Source organism: Lentibacter algarum, assembly GCF_018860975.1.
Taxonomy (GTDB): domain Bacteria; phylum Pseudomonadota; class Alphaproteobacteria; order Rhodobacterales; family Rhodobacteraceae; genus Lentibacter; species Lentibacter algarum_A.
Genome location: NZ_JAHKQI010000005.1, coordinates 570,170 through 590,110, shown reverse-complemented (window position 1 = coordinate 590,110; position 19,941 = coordinate 570,170). Strand labels below are relative to the sequence as shown.

The 19,941-nt window shown below is 58.1% G+C and carries 15 protein-coding genes; 6 read left to right on the top strand and 9 right to left on the bottom strand.

Annotation, left to right across the window (positions count from 1 at the left end; translation table 11 throughout):
- Positions 1 to 56: 56 nt before the first annotated feature.
- The 5 genes from KO498_RS07070 to KO498_RS07050 all read right to left on the bottom strand — a co-directional run bounded on the left by KO498_RS07070 (position 57) and on the right by KO498_RS07050 (position 5,864).
- The gene (locus KO498_RS07070) at positions 57 to 1,535 is read right to left on the bottom strand and encodes an ABC transporter substrate-binding protein (protein ID WP_215959170.1); all 1,479 of its coding nucleotides are present in this window, start codon (positions 1,533 to 1,535) and stop codon (positions 57 to 59) included.
- 240 nt (positions 1,536 to 1,775) lie between these two features.
- Entirely contained in the window at positions 1,776 to 3,074 is a 1,299-nt protein-coding gene (locus tag KO498_RS07065; RefSeq protein WP_215959169.1) for an acetylornithine deacetylase/succinyl-diaminopimelate desuccinylase family protein, read from the bottom strand.
- A gap of 56 nt (positions 3,075 to 3,130) precedes the next feature.
- The gene (gene rpe, locus KO498_RS07060; RefSeq protein WP_215959433.1) at positions 3,131 to 3,817 is read right to left on the bottom strand and encodes a ribulose-phosphate 3-epimerase; all 687 of its coding nucleotides are present in this window, start codon (positions 3,815 to 3,817) and stop codon (positions 3,131 to 3,133) included.
- Positions 3,807 to 4,862, bottom strand: a complete 1,056-nt coding sequence (gene fba / locus KO498_RS07055) for a class II fructose-bisphosphate aldolase (RefSeq protein ID WP_215959168.1) — start codon at positions 4,860 to 4,862, stop codon at positions 3,807 to 3,809. Before fba ends, rpe begins: the two co-directional genes overlap by 11 nt.
- Positions 4,863 to 4,925: 63 nt before the next feature.
- A complete protein-coding gene (locus KO498_RS07050) occupies positions 4,926 to 5,864 on the bottom strand; it encodes a class 1 fructose-bisphosphatase (RefSeq protein ID WP_215959167.1) in 939 nt (312 codons plus the stop codon).
- A gap of 106 nt (positions 5,865 to 5,970) precedes the next feature.
- Between KO498_RS07050 and KO498_RS07045 the strand changes: the two genes are divergently transcribed.
- The 6 genes from KO498_RS07045 (at position 5,971) to KO498_RS07020 (ending at position 15,127) form a co-directional block, all read left to right on the top strand.
- Positions 5,971 to 9,171 carry a 2Fe-2S iron-sulfur cluster-binding protein gene (locus tag KO498_RS07045; RefSeq protein ID WP_215959166.1) on the top strand — a complete coding sequence of 1,067 codons (3,201 nt, stop codon included), beginning with the start codon at positions 5,971 to 5,973 and terminating at the stop codon, positions 9,169 to 9,171.
- A 104-nt stretch (positions 9,172 to 9,275) separates the two neighbouring features.
- On the top strand, positions 9,276 to 10,910 hold the full coding sequence (locus tag KO498_RS07040) for a long-chain-fatty-acid--CoA ligase (RefSeq protein ID WP_215959165.1): 1,635 nt from the start codon (positions 9,276 to 9,278) through the stop codon (positions 10,908 to 10,910).
- A complete protein-coding gene (locus KO498_RS07035; RefSeq protein ID WP_215959164.1) occupies positions 10,907 to 11,326 on the top strand; it encodes a PaaI family thioesterase in 420 nt (139 codons plus the stop codon). Before KO498_RS07040 ends, KO498_RS07035 begins: the two co-directional genes overlap by 4 nt.
- Entirely contained in the window at positions 11,323 to 12,360 is a 1,038-nt protein-coding gene (locus KO498_RS07030) for an NADP-dependent oxidoreductase (protein ID WP_215959163.1), read from the top strand. The genes KO498_RS07035 and KO498_RS07030 overlap by 4 nt, the downstream gene beginning before the upstream one ends.
- 319 nt (positions 12,361 to 12,679) lie before the next feature.
- Positions 12,680 to 14,092: a D-alanyl-D-alanine carboxypeptidase family protein gene (locus KO498_RS07025; protein WP_215959162.1), complete on the top strand. Its 1,413-nt coding sequence runs from the start codon at positions 12,680 to 12,682 to the stop codon at positions 14,090 to 14,092.
- Between the two features lie 21 nt (positions 14,093 to 14,113).
- Positions 14,114 to 15,127, top strand: a complete 1,014-nt coding sequence (locus tag KO498_RS07020) for a Hint domain-containing protein (RefSeq protein ID WP_215959161.1) — start codon at positions 14,114 to 14,116, stop codon at positions 15,125 to 15,127.
- Here the strand turns inward: KO498_RS07020 and ccoS are convergent.
- Genes ccoS through ccoG form a run of 4 tightly spaced genes read right to left on the bottom strand, consistent with a single transcriptional unit; the run spans position 15,124 to position 19,620 of the window.
- Complete coding sequence (ccoS, locus tag KO498_RS07015) at positions 15,124 to 15,282, bottom strand: cbb3-type cytochrome oxidase assembly protein CcoS (RefSeq protein ID WP_215959160.1); 159 nt, start codon at positions 15,280 to 15,282, stop codon at positions 15,124 to 15,126. The genes KO498_RS07020 and ccoS overlap by 4 nt on opposite strands.
- Positions 15,279 to 17,474 (bottom strand): heavy metal translocating P-type ATPase, encoded by a 2,196-nt coding sequence (locus KO498_RS07010; protein WP_215959159.1) that lies wholly within the window; start codon positions 17,472 to 17,474, stop codon positions 15,279 to 15,281. Before KO498_RS07010 ends, ccoS begins: the two co-directional genes overlap by 4 nt.
- Complete coding sequence (locus KO498_RS18400) at positions 17,471 to 18,172, bottom strand: FixH family protein (protein ID WP_354667632.1); 702 nt, start codon at positions 18,170 to 18,172, stop codon at positions 17,471 to 17,473. Before KO498_RS18400 ends, KO498_RS07010 begins: the two co-directional genes overlap by 4 nt.
- Positions 18,172 to 19,620, bottom strand: coding sequence for a cytochrome c oxidase accessory protein CcoG (gene ccoG, locus KO498_RS07000; RefSeq protein ID WP_215959158.1), 1,449 nt, complete (start codon positions 19,618 to 19,620; stop codon positions 18,172 to 18,174). Before ccoG ends, KO498_RS18400 begins: the two co-directional genes overlap by 1 nt.
- Positions 19,621 to 19,941: the final 321 nt, after the last annotated feature.

Here is a 19,941-nt window from a genome sequence, read left to right as displayed (position 1 = left end):
TTGTGTAAAAGTTCAAATCCAGCGCCCGCCAATCAAGCAGGCGCTGGCTTTTGGCCTCACTCTTTCCAGTGAACCGCTGTCATGTCTGTCGCCTGCGTTGGCGCACTTTCCCAAAGGCCAACAACACCGGCCTTGGCGATCGTCGGAACAGCAAGCTGGAACAGGTAGCCGTTCACTGCGTCCTCGGCGATCATCTTTTGCATCGCTACAGCCAGCTCCTTGCGCTTGGCAGGATCGGCCTCGGCTTCCAGCGAGGTGTTCAAAGCCTGAAACTCCGGCTTGTCATACTGGAAGTAATAGTCAGGCCGCGCATAAATGCCGATGTCCATCGGCTCGGTGTGGCTGACAATCGTCAGGCCAAAATCCTTGCCCTTGAACACTTGCTCAAGCCACTGCGCCCACTCAAGGTTGCTGATCTCGGCCTCAATGCCAACTTCGCGCAACTGTGCAGCAATGATCTCACCGCCACGGCGCGCATAAGAGGGCGGCGGCAGCTTCAGTGTCGTCTTGAAGCCGTCAGCATAGCCCGCCTCGGCAAGCATCTTCTTGGCCAGCTCGGGGTCATAATTGCTCCCAGCCGTCAGATCAACATAGTCAGGGTGGTGCGGCGCAAAATGCGTGCCGATCGGCGTGCCAAGGCCAAACATCGCTCCGTCAATAATAGCCTGACGGTCAATCGCATGTGACATCGCCTTGCGCACCATCACATTGTCAAACGGCGGCATCTTGTTGTTGGTGCTCAGGATGGTCTCGCCTTCGGTGTCCACGATCAGCACCTGAAAACGCGCATCAGCCTCAAACTGCGGCACGTTCTCTGGCGCCGGGTAGCCCGAGAACACATCAACATCCTCGGCCATAACAGCGGCGAAAGCCGCGCTCGGGTCGGAGATAAACTTGAAGGTCACATTATCAAGCACCGCAGGCGTGCCCCAGTATGCGTCGTTCTTCTCAAGCGTGATGCTGTCACCCTGCACCCAGCTTCCAAACTTGAAAGCGCCGGTGCCAACAGGCTGCTGCTTGATGCCCTCAATGCTCTCTGGAGCCACGATAACAGCGTCACCCCAAGCGAGGTTGAACAGCATCGAGCCGTTCGGCTCGGCGAGAGTCAGCTTCACTGTCAGCGGGTCAACCACATCAACCGAGGTAATGCCCGCGTAAAGCGCTTTCTGGGCATTGGCGCTGTCCTCGGCACGCGCGCGATCAAGGCTGAACTTCACATCTTCTGCGTCCATCGTCGTGCCATCATGGAAGGTTACACCCTCAGCGAGCATGAACGTATACGTCAGCCCGTCTTCCGAGATTTCCCAGCTCTTCGCGAGGCCCGGAATGATGCTCCCGTCCGACGTAAACCGTGTCAGGCCTTCAAAGACGTTGGCGTAAAGAACACTATCAATCGCGCCGGCTGCGGCGCTCGTCGGGTCAAGATGCGGCGGCTCGAGTTGCAGCGCCACAGTCATGTCGCCCGCAGCAAGTGCTCCGCTCGCAACCGTCATCGCCAAAGCGCTGACCGTGCTCAGTTTCGTCATAAATTTCATGGCAGTTCTCCATTTCAACCGGCCGTCATCGCAGCCCTTTTTGCAAGTCTGCCCTGCAAAGCCCTGAGTCTTCAAGCTTTTCTTGCCCCGAAGGGCAGCGCGCTCCCTCTGCACCGCACGCCGCGTTAAGACAATTTCTCGAGCAACGCGGGCTCAAGCCCGTCTGCACGCATTATGCACTGCCATATGCACTGCAGTATGCACGCAAGTCACAGAGGGCTTTGTGAGTTCAACGAGGCGTCAACCCGACCGTTCGCTGCCGCCGCCCAGCAGATCAAACAGGCTGCGCGCCATAACCTGTGCGCTTTGCACCATTTCGTCGATTCCGACATATTCATCCGGCTTATGCGCAAGGTCCAAAATCCCTGGCCCATAGGCGATACAGTTTTTCAAACGCCCGATACGGTCAATATGTTTTTGGTCGTAAGTCCCTGGAGACACAACATATTCCGCCTCCTTGCCCATGACTTCGCCAATCGCTTTCGCGACAGATTGCACTACAGGCGCGCTCTTTTCGGTCATCGTTGGCAGCACCCGTTGCAACTCGCGCACGTCATAAGTGAAGTTCTCGCGGCCTTCCTGCACATGCCGCAACAACCCGTGGATTTCCTCCTGAACCTCGTCGATATCTTCCTCGATCAGAAACCTCCGGTCGATCACCATCCGGCAACTGTCCGGCACGCAAGGGCTTGGCAAACCAGTATAATCTTCCGGTTGCTCGTTCTCGCCGCCGTGAACGGAGTTGATGTTCATCGTGCTTTGCTTGGCTCCGTCGGGCACCACAGGCATATCCGTGCGTTTCTTCGCCAAGGCAGGGAAAAGCGTGCGCTCCATCTCGGTCATAACCGCACCCATATGCCTGACAGCACAATCGCCCAGAAACGGCATCGAGCCATGCGCGATCTCGCCATATGTCTCGATCTCGGCCCACCAAACACCCCTGTGACCAAGGCAAATTCTGTCGTGCCCGAGCGGTTCGGGGATGATCACATGCTGCACTTTTTCGGGGTTAAAGAAGCCCTTCTCCGCCAGATAAGCCACCCCGCCAAAGCCGCCGGATTCCTCATCCGCCGTGCCGGAAATCTCGATAGCGCCTTGAAAATCAGGGCAAACCGCAATGAAAGCCTCCGCCGCGATGATGGAGGAAGCAAGGCCGCCCTTCATGTCGCAGGCTCCGCGCCCATAGATCTTGCCGTCGATCACTTCGCCGCCGAAGGGGTCGGTCGTCCAACCGCGGCCAACCTCAACAATGTCGATATGGCTGTTGAAATGCACACACTCCCCCGCGCGCGCACCTTCCTTGCGGGCAACAATGTTCCAGCGCGGGTATTTGTCGGTGTCGCCAATCGCCCCCTTGGCGCGGATCAGTTCTGTGTGGAAACCACTTCTTAACAATCTGCGATCAAGATAGTCACATATCTCGCGATAATTCTCACCGGGCGGGTTCAATGTCGGAATCTTTATCAAATCCTGACACAACGCGATCAGATCATCGCGCCGCGCGTCTATTTCTTCGCTTAGTCGTGTGGCAATATTCATGAGAGTGCTCCTAACTCCCGCACTATGCTGAGCAAAGCAACACTGTTCAAGACCCGTTAAGCTGCGCCTTCAGCAGCCGCCCGAATGTTGCGAATGTTCTCGCCATAAACCTCGGGCGTATCAACCGAGCCACCACGGAAAACAGCCGACCCCGCGACCAGCACATCGGCCCCCGCTTCAGCCATCAGCGGTGCGGTGTTCACATCCATGCCACCGTCGATCTCGACATGCACGTCTCGGTCACCGATCATCGCCCGCAACTTGCGCACCTTGGCTGTCATATCAATGTATTTTTGCCCGCCAAATCCGGGGTTTACCGTCATCACACAGATAAGATCAGTCAGCTCCAGCAAGTGCTCAACGGCCTCCGCCGGCGTGCCCGGGTTAAGCGCAACACCGGCCTTCATTCCCGCCCCGCGAATGGCTTGCAACGTGCGGTGAATATGCGGCCCGGCCTCGATATGCGCGGTCAAAACATCAGCGCCAGCGTCAGCATATGCGTCGATGTATTGATCCACCGGAGAGATCATCAAATGCACGTCCATCACCGTTTTCACATGCGGGCGAAACGCCTTTACAGCCATCGGCCCGAAGGTGAGGTTGGGCACAAAATGCCCGTCCATCACATCCACATGCACCCAGTCAGCACCCTGCGCCTCGATCGCCTGAATTTCCTGCCCGAAGTTGGCAAAATCAGCGCTCAAAATCGACGGCGCAATCTTGATGGAACGATCAAACATCAAGTGCACCGCTGGCATAGCGCGCCGCCATATCGTCCATCGAAACAGGCGTCATTTTGCTCGCTTGTCCGGCGGTTCCGAAGCGCTCGAAACGGTCAAGGCAGACTTTTTGCATAGCCTCCATCGCAGGGATCATAAACTTGCGCGGATCAAACTCGGCAGGCATTTCCTTGGCAATTTTGCGCCAAGTTCCGGTGATCGCCATGCGGTTATCAGTGTCGATGTTCACCTTGCGCACACCCGACTTGATGCCGCGTTCGATCTCTTCCACAGGCACGCCATACGTTTGCGGCATGTCCCCGCCATATTCATTGATAAGGTCTTGCAAATACTGCGGCACGCTTGACGATCCGTGCATCACCAAATGCACATTGGGTATCTTGGCATGGATCTCTTCGATCCGCTTGATCGCCAGCGTTTCACCGGTTGGTTTTTTCGAGAACTTGTAAGCCCCGTGCGAGGTGCCACAAGCAATCGCCAAAGCGTCAACTTGCGTCAACTTCACAAACTCCGCTGCCTCGTCAGGGTCGGTCAAAAGCTGGTCTTCGCTCAACTTTCCTACCGCGCCAGAGCCGTCTTCCTCCGCCGCTTGCCCTGTCTCAAGGCTGCCCAAAACACCGAGTTCGCCCTCAACCGAGGCCCCAACCCAATGCGCCATCTTGGCGACCCGCGCGGTGATATCAACGTTGTAATCCCAGTCCGCAGGCGTCTTCATATCCGCTTCAAGCGAGCCGTCCATCATCACCGAAGTAAAGCCGTGCTTCACCGCCGAAAGGCACGTCGCTTCGTTGTTGCCGTGGTCTTGGTGCATGCACAGCGGTATCGCCGGAAACATCTCGCTCAGCGCCTTGATGATATGTGCCAGCATCACATCACCCGCATAGGCCCGCGCCCCGCGTGAAGCTTGCATAATCACCGGTGCGTTGGCCTTCTCGGCGGCGCGCATAATGGCCAGCCCCTGCTCCATGTTGTTAACGTTAAAAGCCGGCACGCCGTAGTCGTTTTCGGCAGCATGATCGAGCAGTTGGCGGAGCGTAATAAGAGCCATCGGAACCTCGTGATGTTTGTTTGTAAAGTTAGCGCAGGCACTATCATGCCTGAGCTGTAATTCTCAAGCCTCGTAGTGGGCCTTCACACTGCGCACTTCCTCAACCGAGCCAAACACCAGCGGCGTGCGTGCGTGCAGCTCGGGTGCAGTCTTGTCGAGTATTCGCGTCACACCGTCATGTGCCTCACCGCCTGCCTGCTCGATCAAAAACGCAATCGGCGCGCATTCGTAGGTCATCCGCAGCCGCCCGTTCTCGTAGCCTTTGCGCTCGTCAGCCGGGTAAAGAAACACGCCGCCTCGGGTCAAAATCCGGTGCGCCTCGGCCACAAGGCTGCCGACCCAGCGCATGTTCATGTTCTTGCCCTTACTGCCGGTCTCGCCTGCTTCACATTCCTCGATGTAGCTGCGCGCACCCTTCACCCAGTGCCGACGGTTGCTCGCGTTAATCGCAAACTCCTTGCTGCTCGGCACTATCTGTTTGTCTTCTTCAACCAGCAAAAACTCGCCGCTCGCAGGGTCCATCGCATAGATCAGCACGCCGTCGCCGAACGTCACCGCCATACCGGTTTGCGGGCCAAACACGATGTAGCCGCCAGCAACCTGCTCATGGGCGGGCCTCAGAAAGCTCTCCTCCGCACCGTCCTTGGCTTCAAAAATGGAAAAGATAGTGCCGATAGAGACGTTCACATCAATGTTGGAGGAGCCATCCAGCGGATCAATCGCCAGCGCGTATTTGCCTTCACCAAGATCAAGCACAACCTCCTGCTCTTCGGAAGCATAATACTTCACAGCCGTCTCGCGCAGCGCTGCTTCAAAAAGCTCGTCGGCCATCACGTCAAGCGCCTTTTGCCCGTCTCCGTCACTGTTTTCGCCGACTTCGACACTCAGGCTGTCGCCCAATGCACCCCGCGCAATAATGCCGGCGACATCACGGCCAATGCGGGTCAGCGCATCCATGATGGGCAGCAAATCAGCAGGGATTCGTTTGGGGCTAAGCGACATGGGTGATTCCTTTTACAAATCTGCCTCTACATATCCCAGATTTTGAAAGGGAATTGAATCCCCTAACCAAACGGCGCAGATTGTTAACATCTAAAGGAGTCGCAAAATGGGTCATAAGTTCTTTTCCGCACGCAAGCGGCCTGTTCACAAAGGCCCCTACCCGCTCGAAAACCTCAAGCGCGTGCTTGATATCCCCGACCTCACAAGCCTCGCTGCGCGCCCGCACCTTAGCTTTCAGCGCCCTGAACAGCCCGAAAGCATCGTCAACGCCATGGGCGAGTTTCAAGCCATGCTCGACGCGATCCGTGACGGCTTTGTGAACCCCGCCAAGGCTGGCATCCCCGACAGCCCTGTTGAACGCGCCGATCACCTCAAGGCTTTTGGCTACTTCAACGATATGTCGATGGTCGGCTGCGGCCCTTTGCCTGCCTCTGCATGGTTGTCAGAGCCGCGAGTAAACCCCGATGTTGCGCGGCTTTCCGAGGCGCTGAAAACCCGTCAGACCAAGACGCTTGCTTCGGGCATTGACGTGATCATGGCCGACCTGCGCGAAAGCATGCAAGCCGAGCCGGGCGATATATCAAGCCACAAACATACGCTGGTTTTTGTGATCGAATATAACCGTGACCCGCGCCCTGACGAGGCTGGCAGCGAGTGGATCATCGACGCACAAGCCCAGCGCGCCGCCCTCCTGGGCGCCGAGGCCGCAAGCGTGTTGTCAAACTATATCCGCCTGCTTGGCTACTCGGCTCGTGGCCACACAGAAACCTCGACCGATGTTGACCTCGGCCAACTCGCCGTCGCCGCCGGGCTTTGCTCAATTGAAGATGGCGAAGCACATGCACCGTGGCTCGGCCCCCGTTTTGGCCTTGCTGCGGTGACAACAGACATGCCCCTCGCCCACGACAAGCCCCTCGCGCAGTGGGCCGATCAAGCCAAGTTCGCGCCCGGTTGGTGGCTTGGCAAGGGTCACTCGAAGTCAGCCCTCGGGCGTGACGCTTACGCCAAACGCGACTACGTGCTCGGTGCGCATCCGTTTGAAAAACTCAAGCGGCAGGACAGCCCGACAACGTACATCGACGAGGCCAATGTCGCCCGTGTTCCCAAGCGCACCGACATGTTTGCGCGCGCGCAGTTCGGTGACATGGGCAAGACCCAGCAAGACAACGCCAAGGGCGGGCATTATGTGCGCAAAGCCGCGCCTGCCTTTGCACAGCGCCGCGCTTTGGGGGCTTTCGTTTTGCTCCAAGACGGTGAAAGCAAAGCGGTTGAAAAGCCCACCGATGCACAACGAAACGCCGACAACATCAAAGCCGCGAGCTACTTTCTCAGCGTCGATGCCGTGGGCCTGTCGCGCTGCCCGGACTGGACATGGTATAGCCATGACGCCACCGGTGAAGAGCTGATCCCGCCGCATGGGGAAGCGATCAGCATGATCATCGACCAAGGCTTTGACACCACCGAGGGCAGCTCCGGTGACGACTGGATCGCAGTTGCCCAGAGCATGCGCGCCTATCTGCGCTTCTCTCTGCTTGGCGGCGTCATCGCGCAGCAAATTCGCAACCTTGGCTACAAGGCCAAAGCGCATACGGTGATGGACGGTGAAGTGCTGCAACCGCCGCTCTTGCTGCTCGCTGGCCTCGGGGAAGTCAGCCGCATCGGCGAGGTGATCCTCAACCCCTATCTCGGGCCGCGCCTCAAGTCGGGCGTCGTCACCAGCGACATGCCGATGGCGCATGACAGGCCGATCAACTTTGGTCTGCAAAACTTCTGCGAGAGCTGCAACAAATGCGCCCGCGAGTGCCCCTCCGGCGCAATAACGGCCGGCCCGAAGCTGATGTTCAACGGCTATGAAACATGGAAATCCGACAGCCAGAAATGCACCAGCTACCGTATCGGCACAGCCGGCGGCGCGATGTGTGGGCGCTGCATGAAGACCTGCCCGTGGAACCTTGAAGGCCTGTTCAGCGAGGCCCCTTTCCGCTGGGCCGCAAGCAACATCCCCAAGGCCGCGCCGGTGTTGGCGAAGCTTGATGACATGGCCGGAAACGGCAACCCGCGTGATGTTAAAAAGTGGTGGTGGGATCTGGAACTGCAAGACGACGGCGCCTACCGCCCGACTGTGCATGAGGTCAACCGCCGCCCGTTGCAGACTGATCTTGACCTAAAGTTTGAAGACCAAACGCTCGCCGTTTACCCCGCCCCACTGGCCCCGCACCCCTATCCATACCCTTTCCCGATGGATCGCGAAGAGGGCATCAAGGCCTATGAAAGTATGATCCCCGCCAAGGAGTATCAGGAGCGGCTCAAGGCTGGCGATACCACCATGATCCACCGCTACACCAACGACACCGAGTCGCCTGTCATGCGCCTGACGCTCTCCAAGGCCGACAAAATGAACGCTGATGTAACGAAGTATGAGTTCAGCACCGATGATGGCACGCCCCTGCCCGCTTGGACGGCTGGCGCACACCTCGATGTTTTGGTCTCGCCCGAGTTCTTGCGGCAGTATTCGATGTCGGGCAACCCGGCCGACAGCAGCAAGTTCCAGATCGGCGTGCTGCGCGAGGATGAAGGCCGGGGCGGCTCTGCCCTCATGCACCGGATATTCACCGAAGGCCGCAAGGTATTTGTGAGCTACCCGATCAACCACTTCGAGCTGGTGGAAGACGCCAGAAAAACCTTCCTCATGGGTGGCGGTATCGGCATCACTCCGATGATCGCTTTTGCACACCGTTTGCACGCCTTGGGCCGCGACTTTGCGCTGCATTACTCTTGCAGCTTGCGCAAAAATGCGGGCTACCTTGAAGACCTCGCAAACATGCCGTGGGCCGACAAAGTTCACTACCACTTCTCCGATGAAGGCACACGCGCAGACCTTGATCAACTGCTCGCGAACTACGCCGAAGGCCAGCACGTCTATACCTGCGGGCCCGAGCGTTACATGGAGGGCGTTATCGACGCCGCCACCCGACAAGGCTTCCCCGACGAGGCGCGACATCTTGAGTATTTCTCGGTTCCCGAACAACCCGAGTATGAAAATCACGACTTCACCCTCAAGCTCAAAGATGGCCGTGCGCTGCAAGTGCCCGCTGACAAAACAGCAACCGATGTGCTGGCCGAGAACGGCATTCATGTTGACGTCAAATGCTCCGATGGAATCTGCGGCGTCTGCAAATGCGGGCTCATCTCGGGCGAGGTTGAGCACCGCGACTTTGTGCTCTCCGCAAAGCAACGCGAGGGGGAGATCATCCTCTGCCAATCGCGCGCAGCCGAGGCCGATGGAGTGATCGAGATCGACTTGTAAAACCAAACGCGCCGTAACGTCACTTTGAGCACGAAACGAACTGGCTTGGCCTCCCCCCGCGGGCGAGGTTAGGTTCTAACCAAACCAAAAGGGAGGATGCCCCAATGCAGGGTATGATGATGAACCAAGCGCTGCTGATCAGCGATATTCTTAAATATGCAGCCGAAGCACACGGCGACAGTGAGATCATCTCGGTGCGCACCGAGGGCGACATACACCGCCAGACATACCATCAGGCGCACGCCCGCACAGCACAACTCGCGCATGGTCTTGAAGGCCTCGGCGTCAAACTCGGCGATCGGGTCGCAACACTGGCGTGGAACGGCTACCGCCATTTCGAGCTCTACTACGCGATCTCCGGCATTGGTGCGATCTGTCACACCATCAACCCGCGCCTCTCACCCGAACAGCTGATCTACATCGTCAATCATGCCGCTGATAAAGTGATATTTACCGACATTACCTTTGTGCCGCTGCTGGAGGCGGTAAAAGACCACCTGCCCAAAGACCTTACATATGTTGTCATGACCGACCGCGCCCATATGCCTGACAACACGTTGGGCGCGCTTTGCTATGAAGAACTGCTTGAGGGCAACGACACGCATATCGACTGGCCGCAGTTTGACGAGAACACCGCCGCGGGCCTCTGCTACACCTCCGGCACCACAGGCAACCCCAAAGGCGCGCTCTACTCGCACCGCTCAACCGTTTTGCATGCGCTCTATGCCTCGCTGGTTCTGGGCAATGGCTACAAGCCCGGTGACAAGATACTGCCGGTTGTGCCGCAGTTTCATGTCAACGCATGGGGCCTGCCTTACTCCGCACCGCTCATGGGCACGTCGCTTGTCATGCCCGGCGCTGCTCTCGATGGCCCAAGCCTGTTCAAGCTCATGGACGACGAAAAAGTCCTCTCGGCTTGGGGCGTCCCGACTGTCTGGCTTGGCCTCTCAAACGAGATCAAAGCACAAGGCCGCAAGCCTGAGAACTTCTCTGAGGTTGTCGTCGGTGGCTCGGCAGCTCCCCGCAGCATGATCGAAGGCTTCGAGAACCAAGGCGTTGATGTCATCCACGCTTGGGGCATGACAGAAATGAGCCCGCTCGGCACCCACGGCAAAATGCCACCTTGGGTTAAATCCCTGAGCAGCAAAGAGCAGATCGACAAAAAGTCGCTGCAAGGCCGCCGCGTGTTTGGCGTTGATCTCAAGATCAGCGATGAAGACGGCAACAGATTGCCTCATGATGGCGAGGCCGTGGGTGAGCTATTCGTGCGCGGCAATGCAGTTGTCTCGGGCTACTATAACAACGAAGAAGCCAGCAAAACCGCGTTCGACGCCGAGGGCTGGTTTGGCACAGGTGACGTGGCCAGCATTGACCAAAAAGGGTTTCTCAACATTCAGGATCGCGCCAAAGATCTGGTGAAATCAGGTGGTGAATGGATCAGCTCGATTGATCTTGAAAACGTGGCAATGGCGCATGAGCAAATCGCCAATTGCGCAGTCATCGCCATTCCCCATCCGAAATGGGACGAGCGCCCTGTGCTGGTTGCCGTGGCCTCCGGCGATGCGCGCCCAAGCTTGCAAGAGCTGCATGACCTCATGTCAGAGCACTTCGCCAAATGGCAGTTGCCCGACGACGTGGTCTGGCTCGACGAGTTGCCAATGACGGCGACAGGCAAGGTTTCAAAACTCAACCTGCGTAAGCAACTCGCCGACTATCAGTTGCCTGATCTGCGCACATGAGCAACGACCTGATAGAAGAGCCCTACCCATTTCAGCAAACCGTGGGCTTTGCTATTGAAGACTGGCGAGATGGCAACGCAACCCTGCGCCTGCCTCTCAAGCCACACCTCGGTAACCGCTACGGCATCTTGCACGGCGGCGTTCACGCGACGCTGCTTGATACGGCCATGGGCTTTGCTGTGTCCTACACGGGTGATGCCGACAATAAGCAACTGGTGATGACCCTGTCGCTCAACGTCAACTACCTCGGCGTGGCCACGGGCGACGAGCTCATCGCCATTGGCCACAAAACAGGCGGCGGACGCTCAACCGCCTTCGCCGAGGGCCGGATCGAAGACACTAGCGGTAATATCATCGCGACCGCGACAGCTGTGTTCCGGTATCGCGGAAAGTCAAAATCAGGAGAAACTACATGACCGAAACCATGCATCAGATCACCCTCGCCGCCCGCCCCGAAGGCGCGCCAAAAGACAGCGACTTCGCGCTCGTCCAGGCCCCTCTGCCAACACCTGCCGAAGGCGAAGTGCTGGTGCGCGTGCAGTATATGTCGCTTGACCCTTACATGCGCGGCCGCATGGATGACGCCAAGTCCTACGCCGCCCCCGTGCCCATCGGCGGCGTGATGGAAGCCGGCGGCGTCGGCGAAGTTATCGCTTCAAACTCACCGCATTTTGCCGTGGGCGACAAAGCCTTTGGTATGTTCGGCTGGGCCTCGCACGGCTGCCTGCCCGCAAAGGAAATGCGCAAACTCGACGACAGCTTGCCGCTCACAACAGCCCTCGGCGTGCTCGGCATGCCCGGCTTCACCGGATGGTATGGCCTCACCGAGCTGGGCCGCCCGAAAGCTGGCGAAACCCTCGTGGTTGCGGCAGCAACGGGCCCCGTCGGCTCGATGGTCGGGCAAATCGCCAAGGCCCGCGGGCTGCACACAGTTGCTATCGCTGGTGGCCCTGACAAATGCAAACTCGCCACCGAGAAGTTCGGCTTTGATGTGGCACTTGATCACTACGCCTACCCCGACGCCAAATCCCTGCGCGCGGCTCTCAAGGAAGCGGCGCCCAAAGGCATCGACATCTACTTTGAAAATGTCGGCGGCAAAATTTTCGAGGCCGTCCTGCCAATGATGAACACCTTCGGGCGCATCCCCGTCTGCGGTATGATCGCAGGCTACAACGCCGGTCGTCTCGGCGGTGTCGCAGGAAGCGGGCCAGACAGGCTCCCCGCTCTTTGGAGCTCTATCCTGGTCAAGCAAATGTCGGTCAACGGCTTCATCATCTCCAACCACTACGACCACTACGGCAAGTTCCTCGCTGAGGTTGCCCCGCTGGTCGCCACAGGCGAAATCGCCGTGCTCGAAGACATAACCGAAGGTCTGGAAAACGCCCCGCGTGCATTTATGGGCCTGCTTGAGGGCAAAAACGTCGGCAAACAGATCGTCAAAATCGGCTGAGTTTGCAGCCTCAAACGGTGCGAAATCCTGATGAGGCGGGGGCAGTATCCTCCGCCTTATTCCGCACATTTCTCCGCCACATTCTCGCCATAATGCAGCATGTAGCCCGTATTTTCTCCACCCATACAACATCTGGTGAAAAATAGCTGCCAACTTTGGGAAATGAAAACTTTCGTCAAATCCCTTCATATGTTAGCCTAAATGCAATTCAAAAAAGTCAGTCGAACAAATCGGCGGCGTTGAGGCAGAAAAAGGCAGACCCGTGCAGAATCCCAGCACAGCGGCCCGTTTGGGCCTGACACTCGTTGCATCCGTGTGGATGCTAGTTATCGCTCCAATGGCTGCGGTGGCAGCTCCCTACGCCGCGATGGTCATAGACGCGCGCACCGGCAAGGTGCTCCATTCGCGCAATGCAGACACCCGCCTGCACCCTGCTTCCCTGACCAAGATGATGACGCTCTATATCGCGTTCCAAGCGATCGAGAATGGCGAGATCAGCCTCGACACACTGTTGAAAGTTTCCAAGAAAGCCGCCTCCGAACAACCGTCAAAGCTCGGACTCGTCGCCGGCCAGCGCATCAAACTCCGTTACTGCATACGCGCAGCAGCGGTGAAATCAGCCAACGACTGCGCAACGGCCATAGGCGAAGCCATCTCCGGATCAGAAGCCGCCTTCGCCCGCCGGATGAACAACACAGCAAAATCTCTCGGCATGACCCGCACAACCTTCAAAAACGCTCACGGCCTTACCGAGAGCGGCCATTTGTCGACAGCCAATGACATGACCCTGCTGGGCCGTCACGTGATCTACGACTATCCGCAGTATTACAATCTGTTTAGCCGCCGCTCGGCTGACGCTGGCGTTGCGAAAGTCTATCACACAAACCGCCGCATGCTGGCCTCCTACAAGGGCGCTGACGGGATCAAAACCGGCTACACCCGTGCCGCTGGCTTTAACCTTGTCGCTTCTGCCGAGCGCGGTAACGAGCGCATCATCGCAACCGTGTTTGGTGGCCGCTCAACGGCCTCGCGTAACGCCAAAGTGGCCGAGCTTCTCGACTTGGGATTCAAGCGCGCGCCCAGCCGCGCACGGCTGCGCAAGCCATCACTGCCCGCCTATAACCCTGGCGCAAAAAGCGTTGTGGTTGCTTCCAACAATTCGGCGGCCCCAACAGCCAAAGGCAAAACCATCCGCCTCGTTACGGCCGTGCGCAAAAGCCTGCGCCCCAAACAACGGCCAGGAGCGGCACAGCCGGATCCTGTGATCCTGGCTATGAAAGACGACATCACCGAGGCCCTCGCAGAAGCGCAAGCAACACCGGTTGAAACCACGGAGCTTGCTCCGGCAGAGGCACCTGCAGTCAAGCCGCACGCGCGCCCGGAATCCGTTGTGCTCGCGAGTGTTCAGACACCCGCAGCCGCGCCCAAGCCGCAAGTCGTTCAAGACCAGACCCAAAAGATCGTGCGCGAGGTTGTCACCCGTGTGTCAACATCTGGCGGCAAGCACTGGGGCATCAACGTTGGTCGCTATACCACCAAGTATAAAGCCGAACGCGCGCTGCTCAAAACAGCTCTCAACGAAATGGAAACTCTCGACGGAAGCCTGCGCAAAGTTGTCAAACGTCCTAGAGGGTTCGAGGCCAACTTCAACGGCCTATCCCGCGAGCGCGCCGAACTCGCCTGTCGCCGTTTGCAAGCCCGTAACGTGACTTGTATCCTGATCGGCCCTTAACCCCACAAAGCGAGGCCCCGCATGCCAGCACCTTACATTTCTGAAATCAGGTATCTTGGCGCAGCCAGCACAGATTTTGTTGAAGTCGCGGTTGATGCTGGCACAAATGTCTCCAACATTTCGATTGTGATCTACAACCCCAACGGCACTGTGCGCTCGACAAACACACTCGGAACGCTCGACAACACCATCGCTGGAACCGATGTCTATGTGATAGATACCGCGACCTCCGGAACGTTCAACGGCCTGAATGCTAACGGCGCGGTCGCGATCGTCGACAATGGTGTCGTCACAGGGTTCTTCTCGTTCAACGGGCCTGTCACGGCTTCGGCTGGCCCAGCATCGGGAACAACCTCAACTGTGCTCGGAACCACTGCCTCTGGCGGCAGCTTTGAGTCAACCGATGGCACAAACTACACAGCCACGACAACACCAACTGCCGGAACCGTGCCCTGTTTTCTCACCGGAACGATGATCGAAACAAGCACAGGCCCCCGCCCCGTCGAGGGTTTGAAGATCGGTGATATCGTGCACACCCGCGACAACGGCCCGCAGCCGGTGCTTTGGGCAGGTCGCCGCGAGCTTACTTCGTTTGAGCGCGCGAACTCGGCAGTTCGCATTCCCGTTGCAGCCTTCGGACACATGGGCCCGTCACGCCCCCTCACCGTCTCACGCAATCATTGCATCTTGTTGAGCGGCCCCGAAATCGAGCTCAGGTTTGGCGAGGCAGAGGTGCTAGCACCCGCCAAGGCTTTGGTCGGCTGGGCCGGTATCCGCGAGGTTCCGGTGAGCGCAGGCTTGGCGTTTCATCACCTGCTTTTTGCCCAGCACGAGGTTATTGTCTCCGAGGGCCTTTCAAGCGAAAGCCTGCACCTCGGGCAAATGGCGTTGCTCGGGTTCTGCCCACAAGTGCGGCGTGTTTTGCAACGTCAGTTTGCTTGCCAGCTTCGCATGCCGGCAGCGCGTATGGTGCTTTCAAGTGCCGAAACTTCCTATGCGATCACTGAGATGATCACCCAGCCAACAGCCGCTTAACTCTTCGGCTTGTCGTCAAACTCATCCGACAAAATCCGCTGTGCGTCGCCGTCAGGGTCTTCGTATTGGTTGCTCTTTAGGGTGAACACAAAGAACAGCAGCCCAACACCGCCAAGCACAAGAGACACCGGAATGAGCACGGTCAGAATGTTCACTTTCCCGCCCCTCTCAGCCGCAATGCATTGAGCGACACTGTGATTGACGAAGTCGACATAGCCACAGCCGCAATCAGTGGTGTGGCAAGGCCTGCAACGGCCAAAGGCACCGCGATCACGTTGTAAAGCGTGGCAATGCGGAAGTTCTCCTTGATGCGCTTGACCGCTTTGCTGGCCGTGGTCATCGCCGCGGGGATAGGTGACAAGTCAGCACCCAGCAGCACGATATCGCTTGCAACCCGCGCCGCATCCAGAGCGCTCGCCGGCGAAATCGACACATGCGCCGCCGTCAGCGCCGCCGTATCGTTCAGCCCGTCTCCAACCATCAAAACCTTGTGGCCTTCAGCGCTCATTTGCTGAATGCGCGCGGCTTTTTCGGCGGGCAAGGCTTCAGCCGTCCAGTCCTCAATACCAAGCCGCATGGCCATAGCCTTGACGGCACCCTCGTTGTCGCCAGACATCAGGCAAACATGTTTTCCAGCCGCTTGCAAAGAGCGCACAGCCTGCGCCGCCCCCTCGCGCAAGCTGTCGTTGAAGGCAAACGTCACAGGCTCCGCATCGCCCAGCTTAAGCCACGCAGCAGTGCCCTCACCAGCAGTTGCCCCCGTCCAGGATGCGCGCCCAAAGCGCAGCTCTTGGCCGTGGAGTGTGCCCTTGGTTCCGTAACCCGCAACTTCGCTGACATCTTGCACAGGTGCAGCCGCAACGCCGGCGTCCTTGGCCGCAGCAACGATTGCCCGCGACAACGGGTGTGAAGACCCTTCAGCAAGCCCATAGGCCATCGCCAGATCTTCCGCTGAAACATCCGCAAAGTTGCTCAGCTCGGGCGTTCCGCGGGTCAGGGTTCCGGTCTTGTCAAACACCACAGTATCAACCTGCGCCAACCGCTCCAGCGCGGTGCTATGTTTGATCAACATACCCGCCCGAAACAGCCGCCCGCTTGCGGCCGTGGTAACAGCCGGAACCGCCAAACCAAGCGCGCAGGGACAGGTGATAATCAGCACCGCCGCTGCAATGTTGAGCGCCACACGCATATCGCCTGAGTAGACCAGCCAGCCCAAAAATGCCAATGCCGACAGGATATGAACCCCCGGCGCGTAGAGCTTCGCCGCGGCATCCGCCAGCGAGGTGTATTTCGAACGCCCGCTCTCGGCGATGGCCACCAAGTCAGCCATGCGGTGCAAAGATGTCTCCTCGCCAACTGCACTGGCTTCAACTTTCAACAGCCCCGTCAGGTTCACTTCTCCCGCCGATACCGCCTGCCCGACTTCGGCAAAAACCGGCAGGCTCTCACCCGTTAACAGCGAGCGGTCAAGCTCCGAAGTGCCTTCAACGATCACCCCGTCAACCGGCATACGCCCACCGGCCCGCACAACAATAATGTCGCCAACCCTAAGCTCGGCAGTGCGCAGTTCACGCTCCTGCCCGTCTTGCCAGACAATAGCGCGCGGCACCTCTAGCGCCGCAAGTTCCTCAGCCGCCGAACGTGCAACCGCTCGCGTGCGATGATCAAGATACCGCCCCGCCAGCAAGAAAAACGTCAACGTCAAAGCTGCGTCAAAATAGGCATGCTCGCCGGACAAAGCCGTTTCCCAAAGCGATGTGGCCACTGCCAGCAATATCGCCAATGTAATAGGCACATCCATGTTGAGCCGCCCCGCGCGCAGAGCGCCCCAAGCACTGCGATAGAAGGGCTGACCCGAAAAAATGACCGTCGGCAAAGTGATCGCCGCCGATATCCAGTGAAACATATCGCGGGTTGCATCCGCTGCTCCGGCCCAAACCGCAACGCTCAAAAGCATGACATTCATCGAGGCAAAACCGGCAACCGCCAAACGCATCAGAAGTTCGCGCGCGGCTTTGTCTGTGCTCGTTGCGCTCAAAGCGCCTGCGTCAAGCTCGTGTGCTTCAAAGCCGACTTCGCTCAGCGCTTCAACCAACATCGCGGCGGTTACATCAGCGGCGGCCTCAACCGTAGCGCGCTTCAAAGTCAGGTTCACCCGTGCGCTTTTAACGCCGTCAACCTTGCTTAGGCAGCGCTCGACTGTAGAGATGCAGGCCGCGCAATGAATGCCCGGAACCGATAGCGCGAGGTTCGCATCTTTCTGGGCCGTTCGCGCCGCGATATCAACAGCAGAGGGCGCTGCGCTACAAGCAGGACAGGCCGAAAAGCTGGCAGAAGCCCCGCTCATTTCAGATGCAAAACAAGCCGCTTTTGAAAGGCAGCGCCGTTCTCGGCAACAGCCTTCATGCGGATGTTCCAGTTACCTTTTGCCAATTCGACAGGCGTCACAAATGCGTTCCCGTCAAAGGTAAAGCTCAGGTCTTTATCGTCTTTCACATGTGTCGCACGGCCTAGCACAGCCTCAAGCCTTGCGGGCTGCACGGGCGTGCCATCAGCGCCGAGTATCTCAAGGCTGAGCACGCCGTCAGCGTGGCTCGCGCTCACGCTCCAGCCAAGCGCGACTTGCTCGGCTTTGCGAGCGTTAAACTCCTGGCTGGCGACATAGGAGTTGCTCACTTCGAGGCCAGGAAAAGTCGCAACGGCGCTATACGCCAACGCCAGGTTTGCTCCGATGATTGTCGTGAACGCCAGAAGCACTGTCACGAACATATGCCCGCCCATAAACCGCCCGATCCGCGACACCGAGCCACCAATCACAGCAGCAGCAGCGATCCCCCAGAGCAAAACAGCCATGAGGAACGGCAGCACGATCCCGCCATAGGAGCCAAAAGATACGCCCATCCTGATCAGCACTTTGTTGGCGTTAACCCCCAACTTGTAGCCGACATAAAGCCCCACGAAAGTTGCCACAACTCCCAGCACAGACAGGCCCGCGAAGTAGACAAAGCCCTTTCCAACAGGATTGTTTGCTGCTGCTGTGGTCATCAGTTTGCCCTACCGTTAAAGATCGTCGCCTTTTCGGCGCGCTCGCCTGTGCCCGTGTCTTGCACCCAGATCAGCAAGTCAACTCGCTCGCTTGCGGCGGCTTCGCTGCCTTTGGGGGCAACAACATAGGTGCGCACAAGTTTGGTGCTATCGGCAGGCACAACAATAACATCAGCCTCAGCGCCTTCAAGCGTCAGCTTGAACGCCGTTTCGCCTTCCACCCCGAGTTGAAAGCTGCGCGCCTCGCCGTGTTTGTTGCGCAGGCGCACTTCGTAAACATTGCGGATCGAGCCGTCAGAGAGCGTCACAAACGTTGGTTTGCGCACGGGGGCAACAGTCATGTCAACATCAGCGCGCATGAACAGCGCCACGAGAAGCAGCACCCCGACAAGCGACCAAAGTGTTGTATACATAATGGTGCGCGGGCGGAACACATGCTGCCAAACGGGCTTGGGTGCCTTGCCTTCGCGTTCGCGGCTTTCGTCGGTTAACGCCATATAGTCGATCAAACCGCGCGGCTTGCCAATCCTGTCCATGGTCTCATCACAGGCATCAATGCAAAGCGCACAGGTGATGCACGCAAGCTGCTGCCCGTCTCGGATGTCAATGCCCATCGGGCAGACATTGACGCAAGCCATACAGTCAATGCAGTCGCCCTGTTCGTCGTTTGCATCTCGGCTCAGCTTGCCTCGCGGCTCGCCCCGCCACTCGCGGTAGCCCACAATCAGCGTGTCTTCGTCGATCATCGCCGCCTGAATCCGCGGCCACGGGCAGGCGTAGATACAAATCTGTTCACGCGCGAAACCACCAAACCCGAAGGTGATCGCCGCCATAATGAAGATCGTGGAATAAGCGACCGGATGCGCGGTGCCATGCAGAAGATCGTTCAGAAGCGTCGGCGCGTCGGTGAAGTAAAACACCCACGCCCCGCCCGTCGCGAGCCCAATCAGCGCCCAAACAACCCATTTTGTCAGCCGCAGCCGGAGCTTGTGTAGGTCCCACTTCTTTTGCCGGTGCAGCCGCAATCGGGCATTCCTGTCGCCTTCTATCCAGCGCTCGACAAGAATGAACAAATCCGTCCAAACCGTCTGTGGGCAAGCATAGCCGCACCACACACGCCCCAAAGCCGAGGTAAACAGAAACAGCCCAAGGCCCGCCATAACAAGCAAGCCGGCAACAAAATAAAACTCGTGTGGCCAGATTTCGATCCAGAAGAAATAGAACCGCCGGTTTGCCAGATCAAGAAGCACCGCCTGATCAGGCAGACTTGGCCCCCTGTCCCACCTGATCCAAGGCACAAGGTAGTAAACCGCCAGTGCAAACGAAAGGATCGCCCACTTGAGATTACGGAATTTGCCATAGACTTTCTTGGGAAAGACCGGCTCGCGCGCAGCGTATAGCTCTAATTGTGGTTCAGACACGGAATCACTCCGACAATGGGGTTGCACTTGCGCTCTTTTCTCAAGCGGCAGTCAAATACTCTTTGACCTGCATCAAATCAGCATCTCAAACTTACCTTTTCTTCGCAACGTGGCGTATCCACGCAGCAAAAGCCTTGGCAACAGGGCGCCAGCCCACTGGAAAGGAAAACCACAACAACCGGGAGCACGAAAATGATTGGCCCGTTTCTTGACAGACCGCGTCACTTGCTGCCCGAAAGGCAAAACCGCTCGTTCTGGCGCGGGAGGCGTAGGACAAAGCCCTCCGAGCGCCGATAGCAAAAAGGGGCAGCGGCTTGCGGCCCTGCCCCTCTTTGATCTATTAAAAGG